We start from the raw sequence: 21142 nt of genomic DNA, 5'->3' as shown, positions 1-21142 counted from the left end.
TATGTCGTTTCTCGCTCCAACGGCGTCGCGTGACAGCCGTCGTTCCATCGAGCGCTCAGCTGGCGGTCGCCTCACCTCTCCAAGGCGGCCGCCCCTTGGCCCCTGCCGCGATCATCAATCCGCTTGCCAGGCACTTGGCAGAAGCTCCGGATCACGAGGCGCGACTGGTAGGAACCTGGTCGCGCTGATTGCTATCGCACGTGAAGTAGCGCCCTCCCTTTGCGCTCGCGCTCCAGAGTGTTCAACGTCTTGAATCGGCATATTCAGGATATAGCTCGTTGCTTCGGCCGCACTAACGATGCGCGAGCTTGCCGGTCGCTCGAACACCACTTTTGCGGGAAGCACCTTGTCGCGACCCGATGGCTCATTGCTGCTTGCGAAACCGGTACTGACGTTCCGCAATCTGCGCAACATCTGGCTTTCTCAACAAACATGCGGCGGGCAAGACCCCCGCTGGGCTACCCTGCGTTGTGATGGTTCGACTGAGATGAGAATTTCAACTCAACGATTGCGCGTATTGCACTTCGATTGGCGCAGTTCTGCCACGAGGGATTTCATTGCTCTCTTCGGCGGCGTAGTTCTCGCTTCATTCTTAGCGCATTTCTATGGGCTTGGCCCTCGTTTAGCGCAGCTGGGACAAAGCTATGTGGATCCGATACTCGACGACATTATATTCATCGTGTTCGTTGCATTCTTGCTGAGCATTGGGCTCACAATCTTTAGTGTTCGGCGCTATCGAGAACTCGCCCGCCGAATTGACGCACAAACCATCACAGAAGGAGAAGTCCGCGATTTGGCGGGACACGATCCATTGACTGGCTTGCCAAACCGCCGCCTGTTTGATGACACACTTGATGTGTGCGTTGGCCTCGCCACCGACACGCATCAAGTCGCTGTTCTGATGATTGGCCTCGACGGCTTGAAACGGATCAAGGATACGCACGGCCATGCAGCGGTAGACAAGGCGCTCTGCGAATTTGCCACAAGGCTTGCCGACATCTTGCGCAAGGACGATCTCTTGGCGAGGACCGGAGGCGACGAATTCGGGATCGTCCTGCCCAACATTAGCTCCCTCGAGGATCCCGCGAACTTGGCGCGCCGTATCGTGGTGTCTGCCGCCGACAGTTTGGCGATTGAGGCTGGCGCAGCCGAGCTTAGTCTTGGAATTGGCATCGCCATCGCTCCGCTTGATGGCGTCACTCCCCACGAATTGGTCAGGCGCGCAGAACGCGCACTTTATCGCGCGCAAAGCGACGGCAGGTCGCGTATTCGCTTTTTTGAACCGGACATGGACATGCATGTCGAGCGGCGCATCAATATTGAGCGTGAGCTTCGGAGCGCTATCGCAACGGATATTATCGAGCCCCATTACCAGCCGATGGTTTCACTCGCAAGTAATCGCATCGTCGGGTTCGAGGCGTTGGCGCGTTGGGAGAACAAGACATCGGGGTATATCCCGCCTGACGTGTTTATTCCGATTGCAGAAGAGACGGGCCTCATCAACGCTCTTGGAGATCAGCTTTTTCGCCGTGCGTGTCTTGATGCCACGGCGTGGCCAAAGACGTTTTCGCTTGCCTTCAACATTTCGCCTGTTCAATTGCGGGATTCCGCGCTTGGAGAGCGCATTATATCCGTCCTTGAGCAAACCGGCTTTAGTCCGCGCCGCCTGGAGATTGAGATTACAGAGAGCGCATTTGTGGAAAGAAGCGGGGCTGCGAAGACCGTGATTGACGCGCTTCGTCAAGCCGGCGTCCGCATCGCGCTCGATGATTTCGGAACAGGTTATGCTACGCTTAGCCAGCTGCTTTTGTTTCGTCTTGACAAGATCAAGATCGATCGCAGCTTCGTGTCACATCTCGACGACAGCACTGAGTGCCGGGTGATCGTTCGTGCTATAATCGGCCTTGCTCAAGGGCTTGGTTTGACGACCACGGCCGAGGGAGTCGAAGACGAACGCCAGCTCGTCTATCTGGTTTCCAATGGTTGCACAGAAGGACAAGGCTACCTGTTCAGTGGTCCCGTTCCAGCCGGGGGAATCCCCGCGCTGCTCAATCGCGAAGCCAGCGGCGGACCGGTTACTGAAGATGGAGCAGTGCGTGAGCCGACCCGCTGAGTTCATGCGTGCTCGGGAGGCTCTTGATGAGAATAAACCGTCTAAATTTGCCGCGATAGGACGCAGACTCTTAAGAGATCATCTTGGATCGATTACGCGATTACGGGCGGCGGCCTGTCGTGCATCACCGTTTTGACCTACTCCAAGGTCAACGCACAGGGCCCGCGAAGGGCCCTACGCGCTCAGGGCCAGATCTTCCAATGTAATTGACGCGCTTTGCGACCAAGATAGTGGCAAGTCCCATAGCGGAATGATCCCGTCCACGTCCCGACGGGGACGGATCGGCGCATCCATAGCGTGGACGCAAAGTACGCATCCGGTGACGGCCCCTGGTTAGGCCATCTTGAGCGGATGGCTGACCGGGCTTATGCGGCGTGAGCGACGACGTTCTGAGGTCGCCAATTCCAGGGCATGAGTTCGTCGATGCGCTTGGCAGGGTGATCCGGTAGGCACGCCAGCACGTCGGCAAGCCAAGCCTGTGGGTCGATGTTATTGAGCTTGGCGGTGGCGATGAGGCTGTAGATGGCAGCCGCACGCCGGCCGCCCTCATCGGACCCGGCGAAGGTCCAATTTTTTCGCCCTACGGCGACCGGCCGTAGCTCACGCTCAGCAGCATTGTTCGACATGCAAAGCCGTCCGTCATCAAGGAAGCGGCTAAATGCATCCCAGGGGCTGAGGCAGTAATTGATCGCTTTGGTCGTGTCGTTGTTCCTGGACAGCTTGGCGCGCTGCCCGCGCAACCACTCCTTCAGCTCGACGATCAGGGGGCGGCTACGCTCCTGGCGCACCCGCAAGCGCTCCTGCGCAGTAAAACCGTTGATCTCGCGCTCGATGGCAAACAGAACATCGATGCGCTTGACCGCCTCGGCCGCGATCGGCGCCTTGCTGAGCCGCGCGAGATCAAAGAACTTGCGCCTGCCGTGCGCCCAGCACGCGGCCTCGATGATCGGGCCGCCCTTGCGATTGGCCTCGTAGAGCCTGCCAAAGCCGGCGTAGGCGTCGGCCTGCATCAGTCCGGCATAGCCCGCCAGATGCTGCTCCGGATGCGCACCGCCACGATCGGGCGAGTAGAAGAATACGGCCGCCGGCGGATCTGGCCCGGCAAACGGGCGGTCGTCGCGCACGTAGGTCCAGAGCCGGCCGGTCCGGGTCTTGCCCTTGGCCAGGACCGGCACCGTGGTGTCATCCGCATGGATGCGCTCGGCTGCGAAGACGTGGCTCCGGATCGCATCGACCAGAGGCATCAGGGTTGCCGCGGAGGCACCTACCCAGTCCGCGAGCGTCGAGACATCGAGGTCGATGCCTTCACGCTGGTAGACGTCGCTCTGACGATTGAGCGGCAGGTGCAGGCCGTACTTGGCAAACAAAACATGGGCCAGTAGCTTGGGCCCTGCACGCCCGCGCGCGATTGGATGCGAGGGCGCCGGCGGCTGGGTGATCGCTTCGCAGGCCCGGCAGACGAGCTTCTCGCGCACGTGCTGGATCACCTTCCACTGGCGCGGAAAGAGCTCCAGCGTCTCGGTCACGTCCTCGCCAATCTTGCGCAATCGGCTGTCGCCGCAGCATGGGCAGGTGGCAGGCACTGGATAGACAATGCGCTCCCGCGGCAAATGCTCCGGCAGCGGCCGGCGGGCTGGCTTGCGGCGCTCGAACGATGGCACTGCAATCTTCTCGGCTGCCATCTGCGCCGCAGTCTCAGCTTGCGCCGCGTTCTCCTCCAGATCGGCGAGCTGTAGCTCGAGCTGGTCCAGCAATGCGCCTCGCTCGGAGGACTGTCCGAACTGCTCGTGCCGGAGCTTCTTGATCGTGAGTTTGAGCTTCTCGATCAGCAAGGTCCCCGCCTGGGCCTCGGCTTCTGCGGCCAAGCGGGCCGCGCGCTCGGCGCGCAGCATCGCCTGCAGCGTAGTCACATCGTCGGGAAGAGAATCATCGGCGCCCATCGCCGATCAGAGAATCACAAGACGCGATCTCTGTCCGAACCGCTGATCCTGCCACCGATTCAAATCCCAGCGATCAGCCAGCCGCCTGCGGTCGCCAGGTATGTTGCGGCATCCGCCAGTCGATGCCCTCCAGTAGGTAGCCAAGCTGGGCTGGGGTGATTGTCACCACGCCATCAGCCGACGACGGCCACAGGAAGCGGCCGCGCTCCAGCCGCTTGGCATAAAGCGACATGCCCAGTCCATCGTGCCAAAGGATCTTGATCAGCTTGCCGCTTTTGCCACGGAACACATAGAGGTCGCCGCCGTGCGGGTCTCGCGTGAACGCTTCCTGCACCAGCAAAGCCAGCGAGTTCATGCCGCGACGCATATCGGTATGGCCGGTCGCAATCCACACCCGTACGCCCGACGCAATCGGGATCACCGTAGGCGTCCATCTGCCAGCGCCGCCACGGCGGCCTTCAGCGTCGCCGCGTCGACCGTACCCGTGATCCGCATCCGAGCCCCGGCAGCAAACTCGATCTCGATCGACTCGCCGCTGCTGGCCACCGCGACTGGACAAGGCGTCGGCCCTGATTCCGCGACCACCATCGCCGGTACGAAGCCAGGTTGGGCGGCAGCCTTCGGCTCAGGCCGAAACGAGCGTCGCCATCGCAGCAGCAATGAGCGCGAAACGCCATACCGCCGAGCTGTTGCCGCGACTTGGCGCGGCGCCTGTAAGCTCTCCAGGACGATCTTGAGCTTCTCGTCCTCGGACCAGCGCCGCCGCCGGCCCGTGTCCACCACCTCAAGCCGTTCGACTTGGGCACTGCGCCTATCACTGTCTATAAGGACAGTACTCAACAACACGCCTCATTCGGCAAGGCGGCCTTCACCGGACGGATACGACGCAAACGATAAAAAGTCAGTTCAGAAGAGCGTTGCCCTCGGCTTGCTACACATGTGAGATTTCAGCAGCGATGGAGCGCTCGAAGAGTTCGCCCGTCCGGCGCATGGCATGCATGATCACGGCAAGCTTGCGCGCGACCGCAACGGCGGCTCGCTTGAACCCTATCCTCTCCTTGAGCTTCAGGCCCCAAATACGTAGCGCGCTGTCGGCCCTGGTCCGAGTGAGGATCACGGTCGCTGCTTCATACAACAATCCGCGCAGATGATTGTCGCCGCGCCGGGATGTATGACCGTCATAATCGACTTCGCCCGACTGGTAGCGTCTGGTGGTCAGACCGATCCAGGCGCCCACCGAGCGCGACTTTCTAAAGTTTCCCGGATCTTCGATCGCCGCAACGAAGGAGGAGGCCGTTACCGCGCCGACACCTGGGATCGACGCAAGCAACTGGCGGCGCGGCGCGCATCCCCCTCCAGGCATCGAGCAACGGCTTGATAATCTGCTTGAGCCCGGCATTGTTCGCCAGCAGGCATGCACACATGGCCCTCAAACACACGTCCGGCCCCTTGGGAACGACTAGGCCAAATGTCTTCATCAGATGCGAGAGCCCATCCGCGTCATTTGCGTCGGTCTTATTCGGCGCCATATCTAGCGCCGCCTTGGCGTGCCGGGGCATCTATGCAAATCGCTGGCAATCCTTCCTGTGTCAGCGCGTGGTAAAACCAGACTGACAAGGGCCCTGTCTCGAACACGACGCGTTCCGCGTTCGGTGCACGCTTGCGGATGACCTCGGCTATCAGCCTGGGATCGGATGGGCATTTTCCGCGCCAGCTCCGCCTGCCTCCTTTGCGCACCGAGACGAATGTATCTTTCAATGACACGTCGAGGCCGATAAACTGCTTCATGTTGTCTCCCGTTTGATGCTGGGCCCGGCGTCGAGTCGAGAGCCAGCACTTCGTCTTATCGGGGGGGCAACCACCTTAATCCAACGGCATTACAACCGCGTCGGCGTTCCCAACCCCGCGATTACCCTATGTAATTGAAAGCTTCATCGGACGGATGCCGTCGAGCGGCTGCGGCCCACGTTCGAGTGGGCGCGTCGAGCGCGATCCGCTGGGTGGCGCAGGCGAAGGACGGGCAAGGTAACGGCGAAGCCGCGGGGCGGGGATCGGCGTTCGCGGGCGATTGAAGCTCAGGCCAACGTATCCTCGCGTTGACTGCGGCCAAGTAGCACACTGGAGGAACTGAAGGCGGTGCTCGCCGCCGATGGACATGTCTTCAGCGTCTCCGCCTTGTCGCGCTTCTTCCAGCGCCGGAAGATCACGCTCCAAAAAAAGATCGCGCACGCTGCCGAGCGGGAACGGCCGGACGTCGTGAAGAAGCGGGGAGGATTGGGCCGGCGGCCAGTTCGCCTTCGACCCCGACAGGCTCATCTTCATCGACAAGACATCGGCGTCGACCAATATGGCGCGTACCCGCGGGCGCACGCCTCGTGGCGAGCGGCTACGCGCTTCCATCCCGCACAGCCATTGGAAGACGACGACCTTTGTCGCCGGGCTGCGCCTGTCGGGAATGGTCGTGCCGATGGTTCTCGATGGGCCGATCAACGGAGCTGCGTTCCAGGCCTATGCTGATCACGTTCTCGTTCCGGAATTGCGCAGGCCGATATTGCCGTTATGGACAATCTGAGCAGCCACAAAGGCGCCAGCGTCCGCGCGGCGATCGAGGCTGCCGGTGCGAAGCTCCTCTATCTTCCGCCCTACCGTCCCGACTTCAATCCGGATCGAGAACGCCTTCTCAAAGCTGAAAGCGCTGCTCCGCACGGCCGCCGAGCGTACCGTCGAAGGCCTGTGGGCTACCATCGGACGTTGCCTCGACCGCTCTACGCCGCGCGAATGCGCCAACTACTTCGGAGCCGCCGGATACAAGCCTTGATGGAGAACCGCTCTAACGGCTCCTGATTGCTCCAGGGAGCGCCAGACGCACACGATCCAACTCACACTTCCACGGGCATCCGCTGGTCCCCCTTCAGGCGGGAGCCTTCCTGATCAGGCCGTTTATGTTCAGCCAAATCTCCCAGGCCGCATTACTCAGCACCAAACGATCCTGCCCAAGGCTTCCATAACGAGACTTAATCCGATCTGCGACCTTACGTTGGAACATGACCAAGACTGTCCGATTTCTGACATGCAGTCGGTCCGGTACGCTTTCTTGAAAACATACTTCTTACTATTCAAGCTGTCGCAGTTGGCACAGGGTTTGAACAGAGAGGTGCATCCACCGCAGCCGCCCACGAAGCGGTGGCTACACTAGGCTTCTTGGGCTGTGGCCTTTTGGCGCAATGACACGAGCTGCCACATGGAGTCGGTCTCAAATGACACGTCACACGAACTGCCCTCAATGTGGCTCTGCATTGGTCCACCTCGAGTGGCATGAACGCATCCGTGCGCGGGAGGTCCAAGATCTCTGGCGCTGCTGGAACTGCAGGAATGAATTCATGACCATTTTCACTTCTGACGATGCGGACCCTCCTGCCGCTGAGATCACGAAGCTATTCTTTACCAGCCTGTTGGTCTGATCATGACGCTTGAGCCGCTAACACTCGCATCCGAGCCGCACCGGACTTGACAATCCAACACCGCGGAGGGTCGCTAGTTGAGAACGATTGGACGTAATGCGCTGCGCGACCTTCCCGTCATAAATGCAATTGGAATGTCCTTATGAGGCTCGTACGCGCAATCGTCGGCCTGGCCCTGTTGGCAGTGGGGTTATACGTTATTATCGGTGAGCACTTCGCCGGAACATCGGCGGATGCTACACTCAATGCTCGGCTCTACATCGTTCGCGCCCCGATCGAAGGAAAGGTAACGCTTGCCTTAAAGAGCATCGGCGCGCGCATTAGTCCCGGCGAGCTCATAGCAGAAATCAACGACCAACGCTTCGATACCGCGAGGCTTCTTGAGCTCGATCGCGATCGCATGAACCAGCAGATCGAGCTCAACCGTCTCGCTGGCCAGCGAGAGGCTTTGTCCGCATCCAGGTCCCGGTTCGATGTTCAATCAACTGATTACCAGCGCGGAAGGGTTCGACAGATTGAGGCTCGCATTGCCGAAACGAAAGCAGCTCAAGACGCTGCGGCCACACGCCTTCGTCAAGCGGACGCAGAATTCAAGCGAGCAAACGAACTAAGCGCGCGTGGTGTACAGACGGCGGCGAACTTGGATCGCGCTCGCGCAACTTACGACGTGGCGCAGCAAGAACTGGAGAGTGCGCAGCAGCGAGTGAAATATTTAGAGACGGAGCTTACGTCCGCTCGCGACGGCATCTTCATCGGGGAGTCCTATAACGACGCTCCCTCGTCGGCCCAACGTATCCGAGAGCTCGAGCAGCGTTTGGCCGAGCTGAATGTCGACAAGGAGCAGGTGAAAGCACGTATTGTACAGATCGACCGGCAAACCAATGCCGAGCGTCTTCGTGTAAACAATTTGAGCTTCGCTACCCTTAACGCCAGCGTCGTTGGTCTAGTCTGGGACATACTAATAGACGATGGCCAATACGCGCGGCGCGGTCAGGATCTCGTCAAGATCGTAGACTGCAGTACACTAATCATCACCGCGGGCGTCAGCGAATCTCTCTACGACGGTCTCTCGGTGGGAACGGCCGTGCAATTTCGGTTGTTTCGAGATGATCGTATTTTCAATGGAACCATAACCCGCCTTGGCGGATCCGGTGCAAGCTCGCTCTACACCAATCTTGCTGTGGGTCCAAGTGCGCAACATCTCCAGCGCTTTGATGTCACAGTGACAGTTCCAGATCTTGCAGGAGAGGCAGATCTCGGCTGCGCGATTGGACGCACTGGACGCGTCATCTTCACAGCTGGCCCAATCGCACAACTCCGTCGCTTTATAACGCGGTACGGACTCTGATGCTTCTGCTGTCCCCACTCGTTGCTGCCTTCGCAGGCGCCGCCTTCATAATTGGGCTTCGCCTTACCGTCTTTCCGTTTCTCAATCCGATGAAGTGGTATTGGCGCGCTCTTCTCCTGGGGGCGGCTGCCGTACTGTCTTGGCGTTATATGGTTTGGCGCTTCACCGAAACGCTGGCACCGCTCGACTGGACTGCGGACGCGCTGTTCAGTTGGGGATTCGCCATCCTCGAAGCTCTGACGATGCTTTCCTCTACCATCGCGTTTTTCATACTGTCGCGGGTGAAAGAGCGGTCGGCAGAAGCAGACCAGTACTCCGAATGGTGGCTGCCTGGCGAGGCGCCGCGTGTGGACGTTCTTATCACGACTTACAACGAGCCGTCGGAAGTGCTCGAGCGCACCATCATTGGCGCGACACAAATCCGCTATCCACGGCTTCGGATTTTTATCCTCGACGATGGCGCCAGGAATTGGGTGCGGCAACTTTGCGAGCTGCACGAAATCGGATATCTCGCGCGCTCGGATAAGAAGCATGCTAAAGCGGGGAACATTAACCATGCACTTCGCGTGCGGGCCCGCGATCCAGCCCCCCCGGTCTTTGTCGCTGTACTTGACGCAGATTTCGTTCCCCATGCGGACTTCATCGAGCGGACGCTAGCGTTGTTTCACGAGCCAAGCGTCGCGCTCGTGCAAACCCCGCAGCACTTCTTCAATCCTGATCCGATCCAACATAACCTTGGAATAAGCACCGCATATCCGGATGAACAGCGTCATTTCTTTGACAACGTCGAGCCAGCGCGGGACGCTTGGGGGATTGCCATCTGCTGTGGGACATCATCCGTAATGCGGGTCCAGGCCGCCGAGCAGATTGGCTGGATTCCAACGCAAAGCGTAACCGAAGACTTTCTGCTCACCCTCAAGCTTGCGGAATACGGCTGGCAAACTGTGTACCTTAACGAGCCGTTGACTGAAGGTTTGGCTCCCGAAGGACTGAAAGAATATATTACTCAGCGTGGACGGTGGTGCCTCGGCTTGATGCAAATTGTCCGCAACTCATACAACCCCTTTAGCATGCGCAGCCTTGGTCTGATGCATCGAATCGGGATCCTGGATTCATTGCTCTACTGGGTCAGCACCTTCCCCTTCAGGCTTGCCAGCCTGATTTGCCCACTGTTGTACTGGTGGTTGGGCATCACCATCGTGAACGCGTCTCTGGTGGAAATTATCAGTTATTATGTACCTTATTACCTAATGGTTCTGGTGTCCCTGAACTGGCTTTCAAAAGGGTTGTTTGTCCCGCTTCTCAACGATACAGCTCAACTGATCGCGGCCTGGCCCATCAGCCAGGCAGCTGCTCTCGGGCTTCTCACCAGCAGATCGCATAAATTCTCGGTGACGGCCAAAGGCGGTGACCGCACCAAGGTCGTTGTTCAATGGGCGTTGATGCGACCGTTTGTACTCCTGCTCGCTCTGACGATCGGCGGCCTGATCGTGCCGTTGAACTCCGATTTTGTCTTCGATACGTCCGCAACAGCGGGCGACGGCACGGCTATCGTGATGTTCTGGACAGTTTACAACATTCTGGCGCTGTTCGTGGCAGTCGTGGTGTGCATTGAACGACCGCGATACGATCGACCTCAGCGCCAGATTCCAGAACCCATCACGCTGGTGATCCAAGGTGAGAAGCATCGCGGATGGCTTCTCAATCTGGGCCGAGGGGGCGCTCGAATCAGCGGTCCATCCGGACTTTCCGCAGGAGCAGCAGGGAAGCTCGACCTGCCCGGGATTAGCGGAGTAGATGCGCATGTTGCTGCGACTACTCGTGATGGCTATCGAATCAAGTTCTCTCCAACTCCCGAGCAAAGGGCGAAAATTATCAAGAAGCTTCACACTGAATCCGCCATGCCAGGGGCCGATCGAGGGAACATCGTGCAAATGATCCGCGAGTTGGCGCGAGCTCTAACGAGTTGAGGAGTGCGAGATGCCGAAAAGACCGAGCCTACTCTCCTTGGTGTTTTGTGGAGGCGCCTTGCTCATATTGGTGCCGGCCGTGGTGACCGCGACGATCTACACGGCCTTGCTACAGCAAGGGGGAGAAAAGCTGCAGTTCGACGCGTTAAGAATTCGCGGCGAATTGAGTTCCGCGCTGTTGGCCCGCCGGCTCTATGGAGTCTGGATGGATGTAGCGCGGTCCGCTGAGCTCATTGACCTAACAGATCTTAAGAATGCGCGAGTACACATCGACTTCTTGAGTCGCCTTGATCGACGCTACACTTGGCTCGGCGTGGCGGATCTCGAAGGGACCATTCTCGCGGCTAAAGACGGCATGCTCGAAGGAGTAAGCGTTGCACAGCGACCTTGGTTTAGACGGGGCCTTGTGTCGCCGGCGGCTATCGATGTGCATGCCGCTCAACTACTGGCCACCCAGTTGCCTGCATCTCGTGAGCCCTATCGGTTTATCGACCTGGCAGCGCCGTTGCGCCACGCCGGCTCCGTTGCCGGGGTCATCGGCGCTCACCTTGACTGGAAATGGGTCGCAGAAGGCATGGACTCGTTACAAGTACCTGGCGTTGACGTGCTGTTGCTTTCGGGGGACCGAACCGTCCTGTTTGGTCCGCCGGATCTTATCAACCAGCCGCTCAATATCGGCTCGGCGTTTGCGGCTAGTCGCGTCACGACTGCGTCTCTGCGCGAACGTTGGCCTGACGGCAGGGACTACTTCACAGTGATCGTTCCGACGGTCGGATTCGCGAACCTTCCAAGCTTCGGTTGGTCTCTTCTGGTTCGGCAGAGTGCCGACGAGGCGCTTGCGTCCACCCGTAATCTAATTCGATCATTCTGGAGTAGTTTCGGTGCTTGTGCCATTGCAACACTAGCACTGCTCTTTTGTGCGGCGCAGTGGCTGAGGACGCCCCTTCGCCGGCTCTCGAATACAGCGGAGGCCCTCTTGCACGATCCGTCCGCGCGCCCGCCATATTCGGAGACACGCTTCAATGAAGCGGCGAGGCTCAGTGACGCGCTAGCTCGCATCCAGTCGAAGCTGATGGGGCACTCTGTTCGCAATTCGATCCAAGGACCGGGTGGGGACAACTAGCTAGTCGACGATCAGCATGGTCTTCGGAGCGCCCGTCGAGGAGGCGTCACTTTTCTCCTCTGTTGCTGCCTCACGACGTTCTGCTTGGAGGCGAATGAAAACCGCCGGGAGTAAAGCAGGCGATCACATCCGAGGTCTCGGGGCGGTTCTCGTCGCGGCATTCGATGTTGTAAGGGGCAGGTCTCTTTGGCGGCCTGTTGACTCTTGTCGTGCGCCTCCGGCGAAGGCCCCCCGGCTAGGGCCGGTCGTGGGCGGAAGGCTGATCGTGCTTAAGCGGCGTGGGCGACGCTTTGAGGCTGTGCCAATTCCAAGGAAGCAGTTCGTTGATGCGCTTGGCAGGGTGATCCGGTACGGCAATGCCGTTTTCAATGCGAGACAGAACCGGCTGTGGAACAGTTAGGCGTTCTCCAGCGGCCTTCTGTGTGAATCCTAATCGCTGCCGCGCAAGGCGCAGCATGTCTCCTACCGTGGACATGGCCCATTACTCTTTTGCTTCGGGCTTTTTAATTTCAGACTGCTTCGGCGTGATCAGGGCACCATCGTGCGGATCATCGGGCGAGGTAACCCTTCCGCGCCGCCCGCCGTCTAATCGCAGCGTTGATTAGCGACCGGGGACTCAGCGTCAGCGACGCTGAGTCTATGCCGCTCTCAAAAGTCATAAAATACGCGGACATGTTCGCGGACCTTGACGCGTACCGCGCACAGAAAAGAGGTAAAGGACGCAATGTCCAAGCCTTCAGTTACCGCAACGATCAGTGCATACGACCTCGCGCCGCCCAAGCTGCGCGAGCTGATCGCCACATTGAAGCAAGCCGAGCGCGTCGCCAAAGAGGCATTCGGTAGCGACGGCATGGGCAAGCATGCAGCGGGCACCGATGGACCCGCGCTTGGCTCGTCAGGGGTGAGTTGCTGGGAGCTTTTCGAGGCCTTTGTGCTCGCAACGAAGCCGCGCCCAAGACGGTGAACCATGGCGGGCGGTATCCCTTGAAATGCAGCGAGAGTTTGCCGATGTCGGGGCAGATAGGATTACGGAGGACGCGGCGCGCAAATGGGTACACGGCCTGGTCACCGAGGAGCGTCGGGCAATCACTGTACGCGAAGTGTGGCTATCTTCGTCTCGGCGCGTCTTTGGTTGGGCTCGTGAACACAAGCGCATTGCGCAGAACCTTTTCAAGGAAGTGCGGGTGGATGTCCGGCGAAGGGTGCAGACCCGTGAGGAGGGCCGCAGCTTCACCGATGCAGAGGCAAGCACCATCCTAAGGCAAGCCTAGCTGTTCAGAAGGCCGCCACGCCTACTGAGCGGACGCGCCGTTGGGTGCCATGGCTGTGTGCCTAATCGGGAGCACGGCCTGGAGAGATTACGCAACTGGGGGCGTCGACGTGGAAGACCGCAGGGGCTTCTTCGTAATGAAGCTCACGCCGGACGCGGGCAGTATCAAGACAGCAAAGCCGCGCACGGTGCCTATTCACGAGCACCTCGTCGCCCAAGGCTTCACTGGTCAAGCAAGTTGGGAAGGGCGCGCTGTTCTACAACGACAATACACCCACTCGCTTCTGAATCTATTTTCGCGGCCTTGGACTAGAACCTGTGGCCGGGGTTGAGCTTCATGCTATCGAAGATGCCTAGCACCGCCTGGGCCCCCTCGGCATCAGATGTCGCGACTTGGCGATCTGCCAGGCTCAAAGACTGATCGGCCGCACGGGCCTTATTGGCCGCGAGCACCGCAAGCGCTTGCGACGGCAGTGAGGTGATGTGCCGTTCGAATGTGTGCATCCGTTGGTCTGTAGCTACTGCAGCGTACGCTTCGCAAGCGATGGCGGCCAGTCCGAGCCCTGCAAGAACGGGCTGGCCGCCTTTGCTCCTGAAGAGGGTCACATTCCCCAGGCGCCACTGGCCTATATCGCTGAGAAGTATGCGGGACACCTATGAAAACTGGTGGGTACAAGAATTAAGGTAGCGTGAGCGTACTCAGCGCTGTCGAGTTACATTCAGACGTTCATGGAAGTGTCGCAGATGGTGAAATGGTTCTACAAAACTCACGCAGGGGCGGCTCAGATCGTTCCGACTGGGAAGGATTTTGCGGTCACGTTTGGCGGTGAGACATTGGGGCATTATGCTTCGCTAGCGTCAGCGGCCGAAGACTTGGCAAACGGAACATGCTCTTGGCCTTCGACCGGAGACCCATCAAACCTGGCGATACCGGAGAAGAGTAGCGAGTGGCAGCGCGTGCGGTGACTTACGGCTGTTTGGATAATCCACAGTCGAAGTTAGCGGGAACGTGACTCGGCGCCCCATGCGAATAAAGGCGCTGTCGCTACCACGCACCGCTAACTTCAACGTTGCCAGCCTCCACGGCGGAAGAAGCTGACGGTAGGATACATCCATCAGGAAAAGCCGTGGCACAACTACCAGAACCGGTTGCCGCCTCCCGTGGCTTGGCAATCAGTCTGAGGCCACAGGCAGTGTGGCCGCGACTCGGCGCTGTTCGGTTGCGCGCGTCAGGCGCTGTTCCCGCCACGCCCGCACTGCCAATTGAGGTTAGCGGTGACGTGACTCGGCGCTGCCATCCTGGCGCCATTGCGCTGTCCCTGCCACATACTGTTAACCACAACGGCTCCGTATCCGGTTCGGAAGCGCGGAGCGGAAGTTCGAGCTTCCCCCGACGTTCACGGAGCTAAGTCCCCCACAGCAAGGCCGGATGATATCGGCCGCAACCGACGCAGCCATCAGCGGATGCATCTTCGGACTCCGATACGACGAGACGACTGGACGCTTTCCGATCCGGCCGGAATTATGGGCGGAGCATCAGCAGGGTAATCCAGAGCCCGGCTGCCACGAGATGGTTCGCCACGTTTATCTGCCTCGGCTGCGCGACGCGAAGCGGGCGCTCGCTTTTGGCAATCCGACCCGAATCTACGCGCTGCTGAACCACTTCCTCGAAGTGATCCGGAAGCGCTCGCAAAGGCATTGCGGCGGGGGGCGAGGCGCGGAAATCCTCGGCAAGGTCGGAGGAGCGGTCGAGATTAGTCTTCGCGCCTTGACCGCAGGTGTCCGTCGGCAAGCCGCGTCGCTCGGCTTTGCGAGCGATGAGAAGCTTATCGATATCGCCCGTGAGCTACGCTTCAACCTTGCCGATCATGGCCATCGAGCCCGAGGATCCTCGATACTCAGGTCATGGCTTCGCCAACCTACTCTACACGGCGACCATCGCGGCCGAGCTCGACAAGGTGAACGACGCCGATCTAACGCTTTTCCTCGTCGAGGAGCCGGAAGCGCATTTGCACCCTCAGCTTCAGGCTGCGGTATTGAGCTTCTTAGACGAGCAGGCCGTGAAGGGCGCAAACCGCGTGCGGGCCATCAAGGGCCGGCGGGCGAGCTGCAGGTGATCGTCGCCACTCATTCGCCAAACCTGTCGGCATGGGTTGAGAGCAAGAAGCTCCTCTTTTTTCCGGTCGTTCCTGCCCGCGCCGGTGGGCTCGGCGGGGACCGTAGCAGAGGAGGCGCAGCCGCTCGCTGGTGTCCCTGCCGAGATGATGCCGGAGATCGAGCCGCATCCGATCATGCCGGTCGGCCGTCCGAGGCCGGTAACACCTGCGTCCCGCTGGCAGCGTTTCCGCTCGATCCGGTCGAACGCCGGAGGGCCGACCGTTATCTGGACGTGACCAAATCGGCCTTCCTGTTTGGCGGCCGCGTGCTGCTCGTAGAAGGTATTGCCGAAGCGCTGCTGCTACCCGCCATGGCCAAGAAGATCGTGCTGAAGGGCGACGCCGACAAGCTGCGCCTGTTCCGTTCGGCAGCCTTCGTGCTGATCAAGGGGATAGATTTCCAGCCGTACGCCAAGCTGTTACTTTCGCCACTCAACGAGGTTCGAATCGCGGATCGTCTAGTCGTGGTAACGGACGGCCACGGCGCAGACGTGGCCGAAGGCGAGGTGAAACAACCGGCGCCGGGCGCAACGCGATCTCGAGGCTCTCGTCGGTTTGGAGGCAGCGGATCTCCTCGATGTCGTTATCAACGACTATTGGCTCGAGACCGAGCTTGTGCGCGCGGGCAACGCTGACGTTCAAAAAACGTCTATCTCCTCCATCCGCGCTCCGGCGATAAGGGGGATTCGGCTGTGCGTCAGGCCGATGCCGCCCAGGCGGTGGCGTTCCAGAAACTTTTCAAGACGACGCGCAAGGGCGATTTAGCGCGACTGGTCACCGAGGAAATCAACAACGGCACAGCATTCACTGTGCCAAGCTATCTGAAGATGGCGATCGAGGCCCTGGTTAAATGATCGCCAAACCGTTCGAGCCGACCGATGAGCAACGGCGGGTGATAGAGCAAGCAGGCTCGACGTTCATCGCTGCCTGCCCGGGCGCGGGGAAGACGCGCGTAACGGTCGAGCGAGCGCGGAAGCGTCTTGGTGGCGGACCGACAGGCCACGGCATGGTCTTTCCATCGTTCACCATCGCCGCCGTCTCCGAATTGGAGGATCGGTTGCGTCGAGAGCGGCTTGTCGAGACCCCGGCGTTCCCGCATTTTATCGGGACATTCGACGCCTTCCTCTGGCAATTCCTCATCGCGCCGTTCGGCGTCGATGGCTGCGCTGCTAAACCGAGACTTATCCCGGACAAGGACGATCGCACGATACAGCCGTTTGAGCGCGTTGAGATAGGTCCGGAGCGCAATCTGTTCCGCCGGATGGGCGAACGTCCTGTTGCAAAGCGACATCCGGTGTCGGCGACTCCAGGCCTTAGCTTCGAAGCGCAGATCGCAACGGAGCATGAAGGCCTGGATGCGGATGCGGTCCCGGCGGACATCTTGACCGGCTGCGTGTCGCGCTCGTACCAGGTCCTGCAACGCTTCATGAAGCGCGTCAGGCACCCAGACATAGCTAGCTCACCGGCCCGATGCAGACGAGCCAAAGCGCTGGCGCCGCGCCGGTCATTCTTGATCCGCTCGCCCGGCTTTCGTGGCGTCAGCCCAGGGGGCGCTCATTCTGCAGATTATCCCCATTGCCGAGAGTTGACGCTGAACGTTGTAGCCACATCATCCAGTGTCGCAGACGAACTCGACGACACCATGTCGACGCGTCAAACTTCGAGCAAGCTTGTTGATTGCTGTCGGATCGTTCTTGATCGTGCCGACGTGTCGAACCTCACCCGCTCGTTCAGCGTCCGCCATTGCGACAGAAATTGTCTCCTTATGCACCGAGACCAACGAAGGCACAAACCCTTTGCATAGCATCTTCTTCCTTGCCGGGCCACCCCGGTAACGCGCAGGATGCGACCCCGGGCGAGAAAAGGCCATGTCACTGGCTTTCGGCGTCGGATGGCGCAATATTGATCTCTCCGGCGCAGATGGCTTACATCTGGAGGGGATCAACTGGCGGACTCCACAACTGAGTTGGCGCCCGCAGAGCTCAGGCTGAGCACAAAATCCCGCAGATTTTATATTTTTGGCAGTCCCAACGCTTCTAATCTGAGATTCAATGTGTCGCATGGATGCTGAGCGCGACGCTGTTCCAGATGACATTGCTGCCCTGAAAGGGGCGCTGGCAGCCGTGCGCGCGAAGGGGTTGGAGATCGCGAGCTCGCGGTCGCCCGAGCGAAAGCATCGGAAGACGAAGCGCTGATTGCCCAGCAGGAGCTGCAGATCGCGAAGTTGAAGCATCAGATTCATGGCCAGCGGTGCGAGCATTCGTCGCGCCTGGTCGAGCAGTCGGCACTGACGTTCGAGGAGCTGGAGGCCGACGCCACCGAGGAGGAGCTTGCGGCGGAACGGGCGGTGGCCAGGACGCCGACGGTGCGGGGATGTACCCGCGAGCGTGGCGAGCGCCAGACCTTCCCCGAGGACGTTCCCCGGGAACGAGTGGTAACGATGGACCTGTTGGCCATGATCATGTTCGAGAAGTTCGGCCAGCACCAGCCGCTGAACCGCCAGGCCGAGCGCTATGCCATGGAAGGCGTGCCAATCGCGCTGTCGAAAATGGCGGATGTCGTTAGGGCGGTCTGTACGGCGCTTCAGCCTTTGCTGCGCCTCATGGAAGCCCATGTCATGGCGGCCGAGCGCCTTCATGCCTATTGTAGTGTGCTGCAGAAGCAGAGGAAAAGGATTATCGAGATGATCTTAAGGCACAACCTGTGGCAGCGATGAGGGTAGGTCCGAGCGTTGAAGCCAACGCGGTCGAAAATACCAGAACGGATAGACGTCCGAGAGACGAACGAAGATCAACCCGCCGATGAACCGTCGTAACGTAGAAATCGTTGGTCCCTCTGAGATGATCCGCCGGAAGCCTGATGACCGGGAGGGCAACGACCGGCGCTGAGGGCGCGCGAGTCGGATACTCGCGCTGCCGCGGAACTGCAGGAAACCAGTCGACGGAAAGGGAGAAGCACAAGCGGAGAAGACCGCGAGGCGAGATTACCCAGGCGGAGCACACAGCCCTCGAGAGCGTGCAGTGGGGGACCGGGTTGGTGTCGTAATGATACTCTCTGACGGCGGTGTCACGTAAGCCAGCCGTGGTTCGGACTTCGCAAGCTCCCAGTATCCAAGTCCGTCCGCGTCGACCGGAATTGAGATCGCGAGCGCTCCGTGCCGAAAAGACGTTAAGCGTCAGCAGGTAGCCGGGATCTTCCACAAACCCATTGCGCGGTCGAGCAGGAGGCGCCGCGCAGGTAGAGCCCCTGCTGGACGATTACCCATGAAAAAGCGCCCGTGAGCCAAAAACGTCTCAAGCAGCGGCGTCGCGGGTCGCCTACCGATCGTCACGGGACATGACACGGTGTGGAGGCGGAGCCACGGCGTCTCCCAGGCACGCCTCCTCGTACGCCGAGATGCCTTCGTTGTTGCAGCAGCTAGTCATAGTATTTTGTATTTTGGCGCTGCTCGTGTCTCAGCGTTTTTCAGCTGTTCGCGGCATGCGGATTACGGCGGCCAGTCGAAACGGCCGCTCCAAGATAAAGTGGGCTGGAGGGTACGAAACTTCCTATGCCGGATTCCACTCCTCAATGGGCTGTCCGCAACATTGGAGTTAGCCGCGGCGAACCACCGTGCTGTATCTCACCAATGATCTCGAAGCCATGATGCTGGTAGAAGGCAACATTTTGCGGATTTGAGCTTTCGAGATAGGCGTCGCCGCCCTCCGAATCACATCGCTTGAGGGCATGTTTCATCAGCAATTTGCCAAGTCCCCGTCCAACCCAGTTCGGATCGGCGGCAATGAGAGGCAAATACCAATGTGGCTTGGGAGGATGATGTGCGGCCATTTGCAGCCGTAGCTGCACCATATCGTCGGTAATCTCCGGGCGGAGGGAGTCAGCCATGATTACGTCGAGCGCCTCCTCATCTTGCTCTACGCCGGGGGGCAGCCAGAGGGCCGCAGCGCGAATCCCGTCCGTCACGTATGCCGTGCCATGCTCGAATGCTCGCCCGCCACAGGCCGTAACGTACTGAGGCATGCTCCTCAGATATTGAGTTGCGTCAGGCCAACTCCATCGAGCCACGGGATCCGCGGCAAAGCCGAGCACAACCGTCCAGACGGTAGTCAATCGCATTTCTGCGTGCGCAGCTTTTATGCCTGTCTCCACTGTCATGATGTCTTTTCCAAGTCTCTGCTCGCGTCCCGGAACCAGAAAGCTAGAGGCGCGGAGTATTTCTGAACGAGCGAAGGAGTGAACCAAAGGAGATTTCGTCGGCTGTTCTGGTTGAGGTGCCTCATTCAAAACATGTGCCAACTGTGATCGTCGATCAGGCCAACCTTTAAATGTTCTTCTCGACGTTTTCTACATAAGTGGAGCTTGAATGCCATTCGGCCTTTTAATTGTGATTTGATGTAAATTGCTGTCTCCTTTCTTTAGGGCGGCAGCGCTCGACCTGTCGGAGCCCGCGCCTATGTGACCGCGGAAATTCGGCGGACCGACGCCAGCGATTGACATGACGAGACGCTGCGGATCGTCGGGCGCAGGAGAATTGTTGGTGCTCGATCCAGCTGGTTCTTGCGTAGGCGTCGGATGGTGATGGCCGGGCTGCCGAGCCACGGGCGCCACTCCAGCGGCGTAGTTACTGATGCGGCACTTGTCCGATCGTCCGGCAGATGAATCGCGTCTACGTTGATATTCGCCTGCCTGGCGCGCAGATCGTCGCGATCCGCGAGGCTGTCTAGGCAGCTTCTATTTTGCGTTCGCCAGGAGTGGAAAGCCCCATCTGGTCACCTTGCGCGCGCTATTCTCCGGACATCAACGTCGATGGTAATGTCACCGCACGGGAGAAGCACGGCACAGCGCGTTGCTCAATGTCCGCTGCGTCAGACAGCGTCCCACCTCAACTCAGGTAATACTTATTGATCAGTTCACCAAGCTCGGTTGAGCTAATCTTCTTCAGAATATGTTGGGGTAGTAACGCCGGTCCTGGGATCTCAATTTCCTTGCCGTCATGCAGTCTACCCATGGCTGCTAGCAATTTGCGGATATCATAGGGTCGAGTTGAATACCTCGAGCACGCCGCGCTCAATCTTGAGGAGGATATAGACGGCGCCATCGCCATCCGAACCAAGTATTCCGTCGTGAAGATACAATCCCGCTCGCCCGACTCCGCGAATTGGCCGATGAATGCAAAATTGACCGCATCTTTAGGCACAACATCTGGCCGGTCGCCCACCTGCCGCGGAATGAACAAGGAAGTGACGTAGGGCATCATCACCGGCACTGGCGGCCCTCGCGGCGAGTTCCGAGATGCTCGCGACCGGCACACCGATAAAGCCATTCTTGCGTGATTTCCTCGCCCGTACAATCTTGCATCGGTTTCTTCAGTGGTCGCCCGTGAACAAGGCTCTAAGCGATTGAGCGGGAGTCTGTTTTTCGGATTTGAGACGGTTTGAGATTGCAGGGTTTGGGAGGTCGAGGCCGCCAAACCCTGCAAATTCGTTTGTGATTCCCTTTTGCGGTAGGCCATGATTCTGCCTGCGGTGGCGCACGAGGCCGGCGCGTTGCGCAGCCAGGACCTCAAGCGGGTGACGGTCGACACCACGGTGCAGCCGAAGGCCATCACCTTTCCGACCGATGCCAAGCTGCTGCATGCGGCCATCAAGGGGCTCAACCGCCTGGCGAGAAGACACGCGTCAGGCTGCGGCAATCCTATTGTCGCGTGGCCAAGGCCGCGGCGATGATGGCAGGGCGCTATGCCCATGCCAAACAGTTCAAT

At 59.5% G+C, this 21142-nt stretch carries 16 protein-coding genes and 4 pseudogenes; 12 read left to right on the top strand and 8 right to left on the bottom strand.

Translation table 11 applies throughout. From position 1 onward, the window contains the following. Nucleotides 1-298: 298 nt before the first annotated feature. A complete protein-coding gene (locus CV770_RS33685) occupies nucleotides 299-2113 on the top strand; it encodes a putative bifunctional diguanylate cyclase/phosphodiesterase (RefSeq protein ID WP_245453929.1) in 1815 nt (604 codons plus the stop codon). Between the two features lie 365 nt (nucleotides 2114-2478). On the opposite strand, the gene tnpC is transcribed toward CV770_RS33685, so the two are convergent. From tnpC to CV770_RS33665, 4 genes and pseudogenes are all read right to left on the bottom strand, one after another. Next, nucleotides 2479-4053, bottom strand: a complete 1575-nt coding sequence (tnpC, locus tag CV770_RS33680) for an IS66 family transposase (RefSeq protein ID WP_104465417.1) — start codon at nucleotides 4051-4053, stop codon at nucleotides 2479-2481. 73 nt (nucleotides 4054-4126) lie between these two features. Next, nucleotides 4127-4474: an IS66 family insertion sequence element accessory protein TnpB gene (gene tnpB, locus CV770_RS33675; protein WP_104465416.1), complete on the bottom strand. Its 348-nt coding sequence runs from the start codon at nucleotides 4472-4474 to the stop codon at nucleotides 4127-4129. Beyond that, on the bottom strand, nucleotides 4471-4893 hold the full coding sequence (gene tnpA, locus CV770_RS33670) for an IS66-like element accessory protein TnpA (RefSeq protein ID WP_502693632.1): 423 nt from the start codon (nucleotides 4891-4893) through the stop codon (nucleotides 4471-4473). The genes tnpB and tnpA overlap by 4 nt, the downstream gene beginning before the upstream one ends. Before the next feature lie 91 nt (nucleotides 4894-4984). Then, nucleotides 4985-5841 (bottom strand): annotated as a pseudogene (locus CV770_RS33665) (IS110 family transposase). A 134-nt stretch (nucleotides 5842-5975) separates the two neighbouring features. On the opposite strand from CV770_RS33665, the pseudogene CV770_RS33660 reads away from it, so the two are divergent. The 4 genes and pseudogenes from CV770_RS33660 (at nucleotide 5976) to CV770_RS33645 (ending at nucleotide 11955) form a co-directional block, all read left to right on the top strand. Next, a pseudogene (locus tag CV770_RS33660) lies at nucleotides 5976-6871 on the top strand (IS630 family transposase). A gap of 785 nt (nucleotides 6872-7656) precedes the next feature. After that, nucleotides 7657-8862 (top strand): HlyD family secretion protein, encoded by a 1206-nt coding sequence (locus CV770_RS33655; protein WP_104465415.1) that lies wholly within the window; start codon nucleotides 7657-7659, stop codon nucleotides 8860-8862. Further along, nucleotides 8862-10832: a glycosyltransferase family 2 protein gene (locus CV770_RS33650; RefSeq protein WP_104465414.1), complete on the top strand. Its 1971-nt coding sequence runs from the start codon at nucleotides 8862-8864 to the stop codon at nucleotides 10830-10832. Before CV770_RS33655 ends, CV770_RS33650 begins: the two co-directional genes overlap by 1 nt. A 10-nt stretch (nucleotides 10833-10842) precedes the next feature. Next, a complete protein-coding gene (locus tag CV770_RS33645; protein WP_146101409.1) occupies nucleotides 10843-11955 on the top strand; it encodes a cache domain-containing protein in 1113 nt (370 codons plus the stop codon). Between the two features lie 235 nt (nucleotides 11956-12190). On the opposite strand, the gene CV770_RS33640 is transcribed toward CV770_RS33645, so the two are convergent. Continuing rightward, nucleotides 12191-12412, bottom strand: coding sequence for a helix-turn-helix domain-containing protein (locus CV770_RS33640; protein ID WP_245453932.1), 222 nt, complete (start codon nucleotides 12410-12412; stop codon nucleotides 12191-12193). A 267-nt stretch (nucleotides 12413-12679) separates the two neighbouring features. Here CV770_RS33640 and CV770_RS33635 point away from each other — a divergent pair, with 267 nt between their 5' ends. The 6 genes and pseudogenes from CV770_RS33635 to CV770_RS33605 form a co-directional block, all read left to right on the top strand. Continuing rightward, nucleotides 12680-12919 (top strand): hypothetical protein, encoded by a 240-nt coding sequence (locus CV770_RS33635; RefSeq protein WP_104465411.1) that lies wholly within the window; start codon nucleotides 12680-12682, stop codon nucleotides 12917-12919. A 2147-nt stretch (nucleotides 12920-15066) separates the two neighbouring features. Beyond that, on the top strand, nucleotides 15067-15342 hold the full coding sequence (locus CV770_RS33615; protein WP_161500056.1) for an AAA family ATPase: 276 nt from the start codon (nucleotides 15067-15069) through the stop codon (nucleotides 15340-15342). Then, on the top strand, nucleotides 15339-16016 hold the full coding sequence (locus CV770_RS41870) for a TOPRIM nucleotidyl transferase/hydrolase domain-containing protein (protein ID WP_146101407.1): 678 nt from the start codon (nucleotides 15339-15341) through the stop codon (nucleotides 16014-16016). Before CV770_RS33615 ends, CV770_RS41870 begins: the two co-directional genes overlap by 4 nt. Nucleotides 16017-16073: 57 nt before the next feature. After that, nucleotides 16074-16235, top strand: a complete 162-nt coding sequence (locus CV770_RS42255) for a hypothetical protein (RefSeq protein ID WP_161500055.1) — start codon at nucleotides 16074-16076, stop codon at nucleotides 16233-16235. After that, entirely contained in the window at nucleotides 16232-17185 is a 954-nt protein-coding gene (locus tag CV770_RS33610) for a UvrD-helicase domain-containing protein (protein ID WP_104465407.1), read from the top strand. Before CV770_RS42255 ends, CV770_RS33610 begins: the two co-directional genes overlap by 4 nt. 256 nt (nucleotides 17186-17441) lie before the next feature. Beyond that, nucleotides 17442-18022, top strand: a pseudogene (locus CV770_RS33605) (IS66 family transposase); the annotation flags it as partial. Between the two features lie 926 nt (nucleotides 18023-18948). Here CV770_RS33605 and CV770_RS33600 read toward each other — a convergent pair. From CV770_RS33600 to CV770_RS44340, 3 genes are all read right to left on the bottom strand, one after another. Beyond that, on the bottom strand, nucleotides 18949-19536 hold the full coding sequence (locus tag CV770_RS33600) for a GNAT family N-acetyltransferase (RefSeq protein ID WP_104465420.1): 588 nt from the start codon (nucleotides 19534-19536) through the stop codon (nucleotides 18949-18951). Between the two features lie 727 nt (nucleotides 19537-20263). Beyond that, nucleotides 20264-20638: an oleate hydratase gene (locus CV770_RS33595; protein WP_283811429.1), complete on the bottom strand. Its 375-nt coding sequence runs from the start codon at nucleotides 20636-20638 to the stop codon at nucleotides 20264-20266. Next, on the bottom strand, nucleotides 20638-20739 hold the full coding sequence (locus CV770_RS44340; protein WP_283811426.1) for a hypothetical protein: 102 nt from the start codon (nucleotides 20737-20739) through the stop codon (nucleotides 20638-20640). The genes CV770_RS33595 and CV770_RS44340 overlap by 1 nt, the downstream gene beginning before the upstream one ends. Before the next feature lie 167 nt (nucleotides 20740-20906). Here CV770_RS44340 and CV770_RS33590 point away from each other — a divergent pair. Continuing rightward, nucleotides 20907-21142 (top strand): annotated as a pseudogene (locus tag CV770_RS33590) (IS5/IS1182 family transposase); the annotation flags it as partial.

The organism is Bradyrhizobium sp. AC87j1, from assembly GCF_002936975.1.
Taxonomy (GTDB): Bacteria; Pseudomonadota; Alphaproteobacteria; order Rhizobiales; family Xanthobacteraceae; genus Bradyrhizobium; species Bradyrhizobium shewense.
Note: the sequence above shows the minus strand (reverse complement) of the source record. Positions and strands in the feature narration are given on the sequence as shown.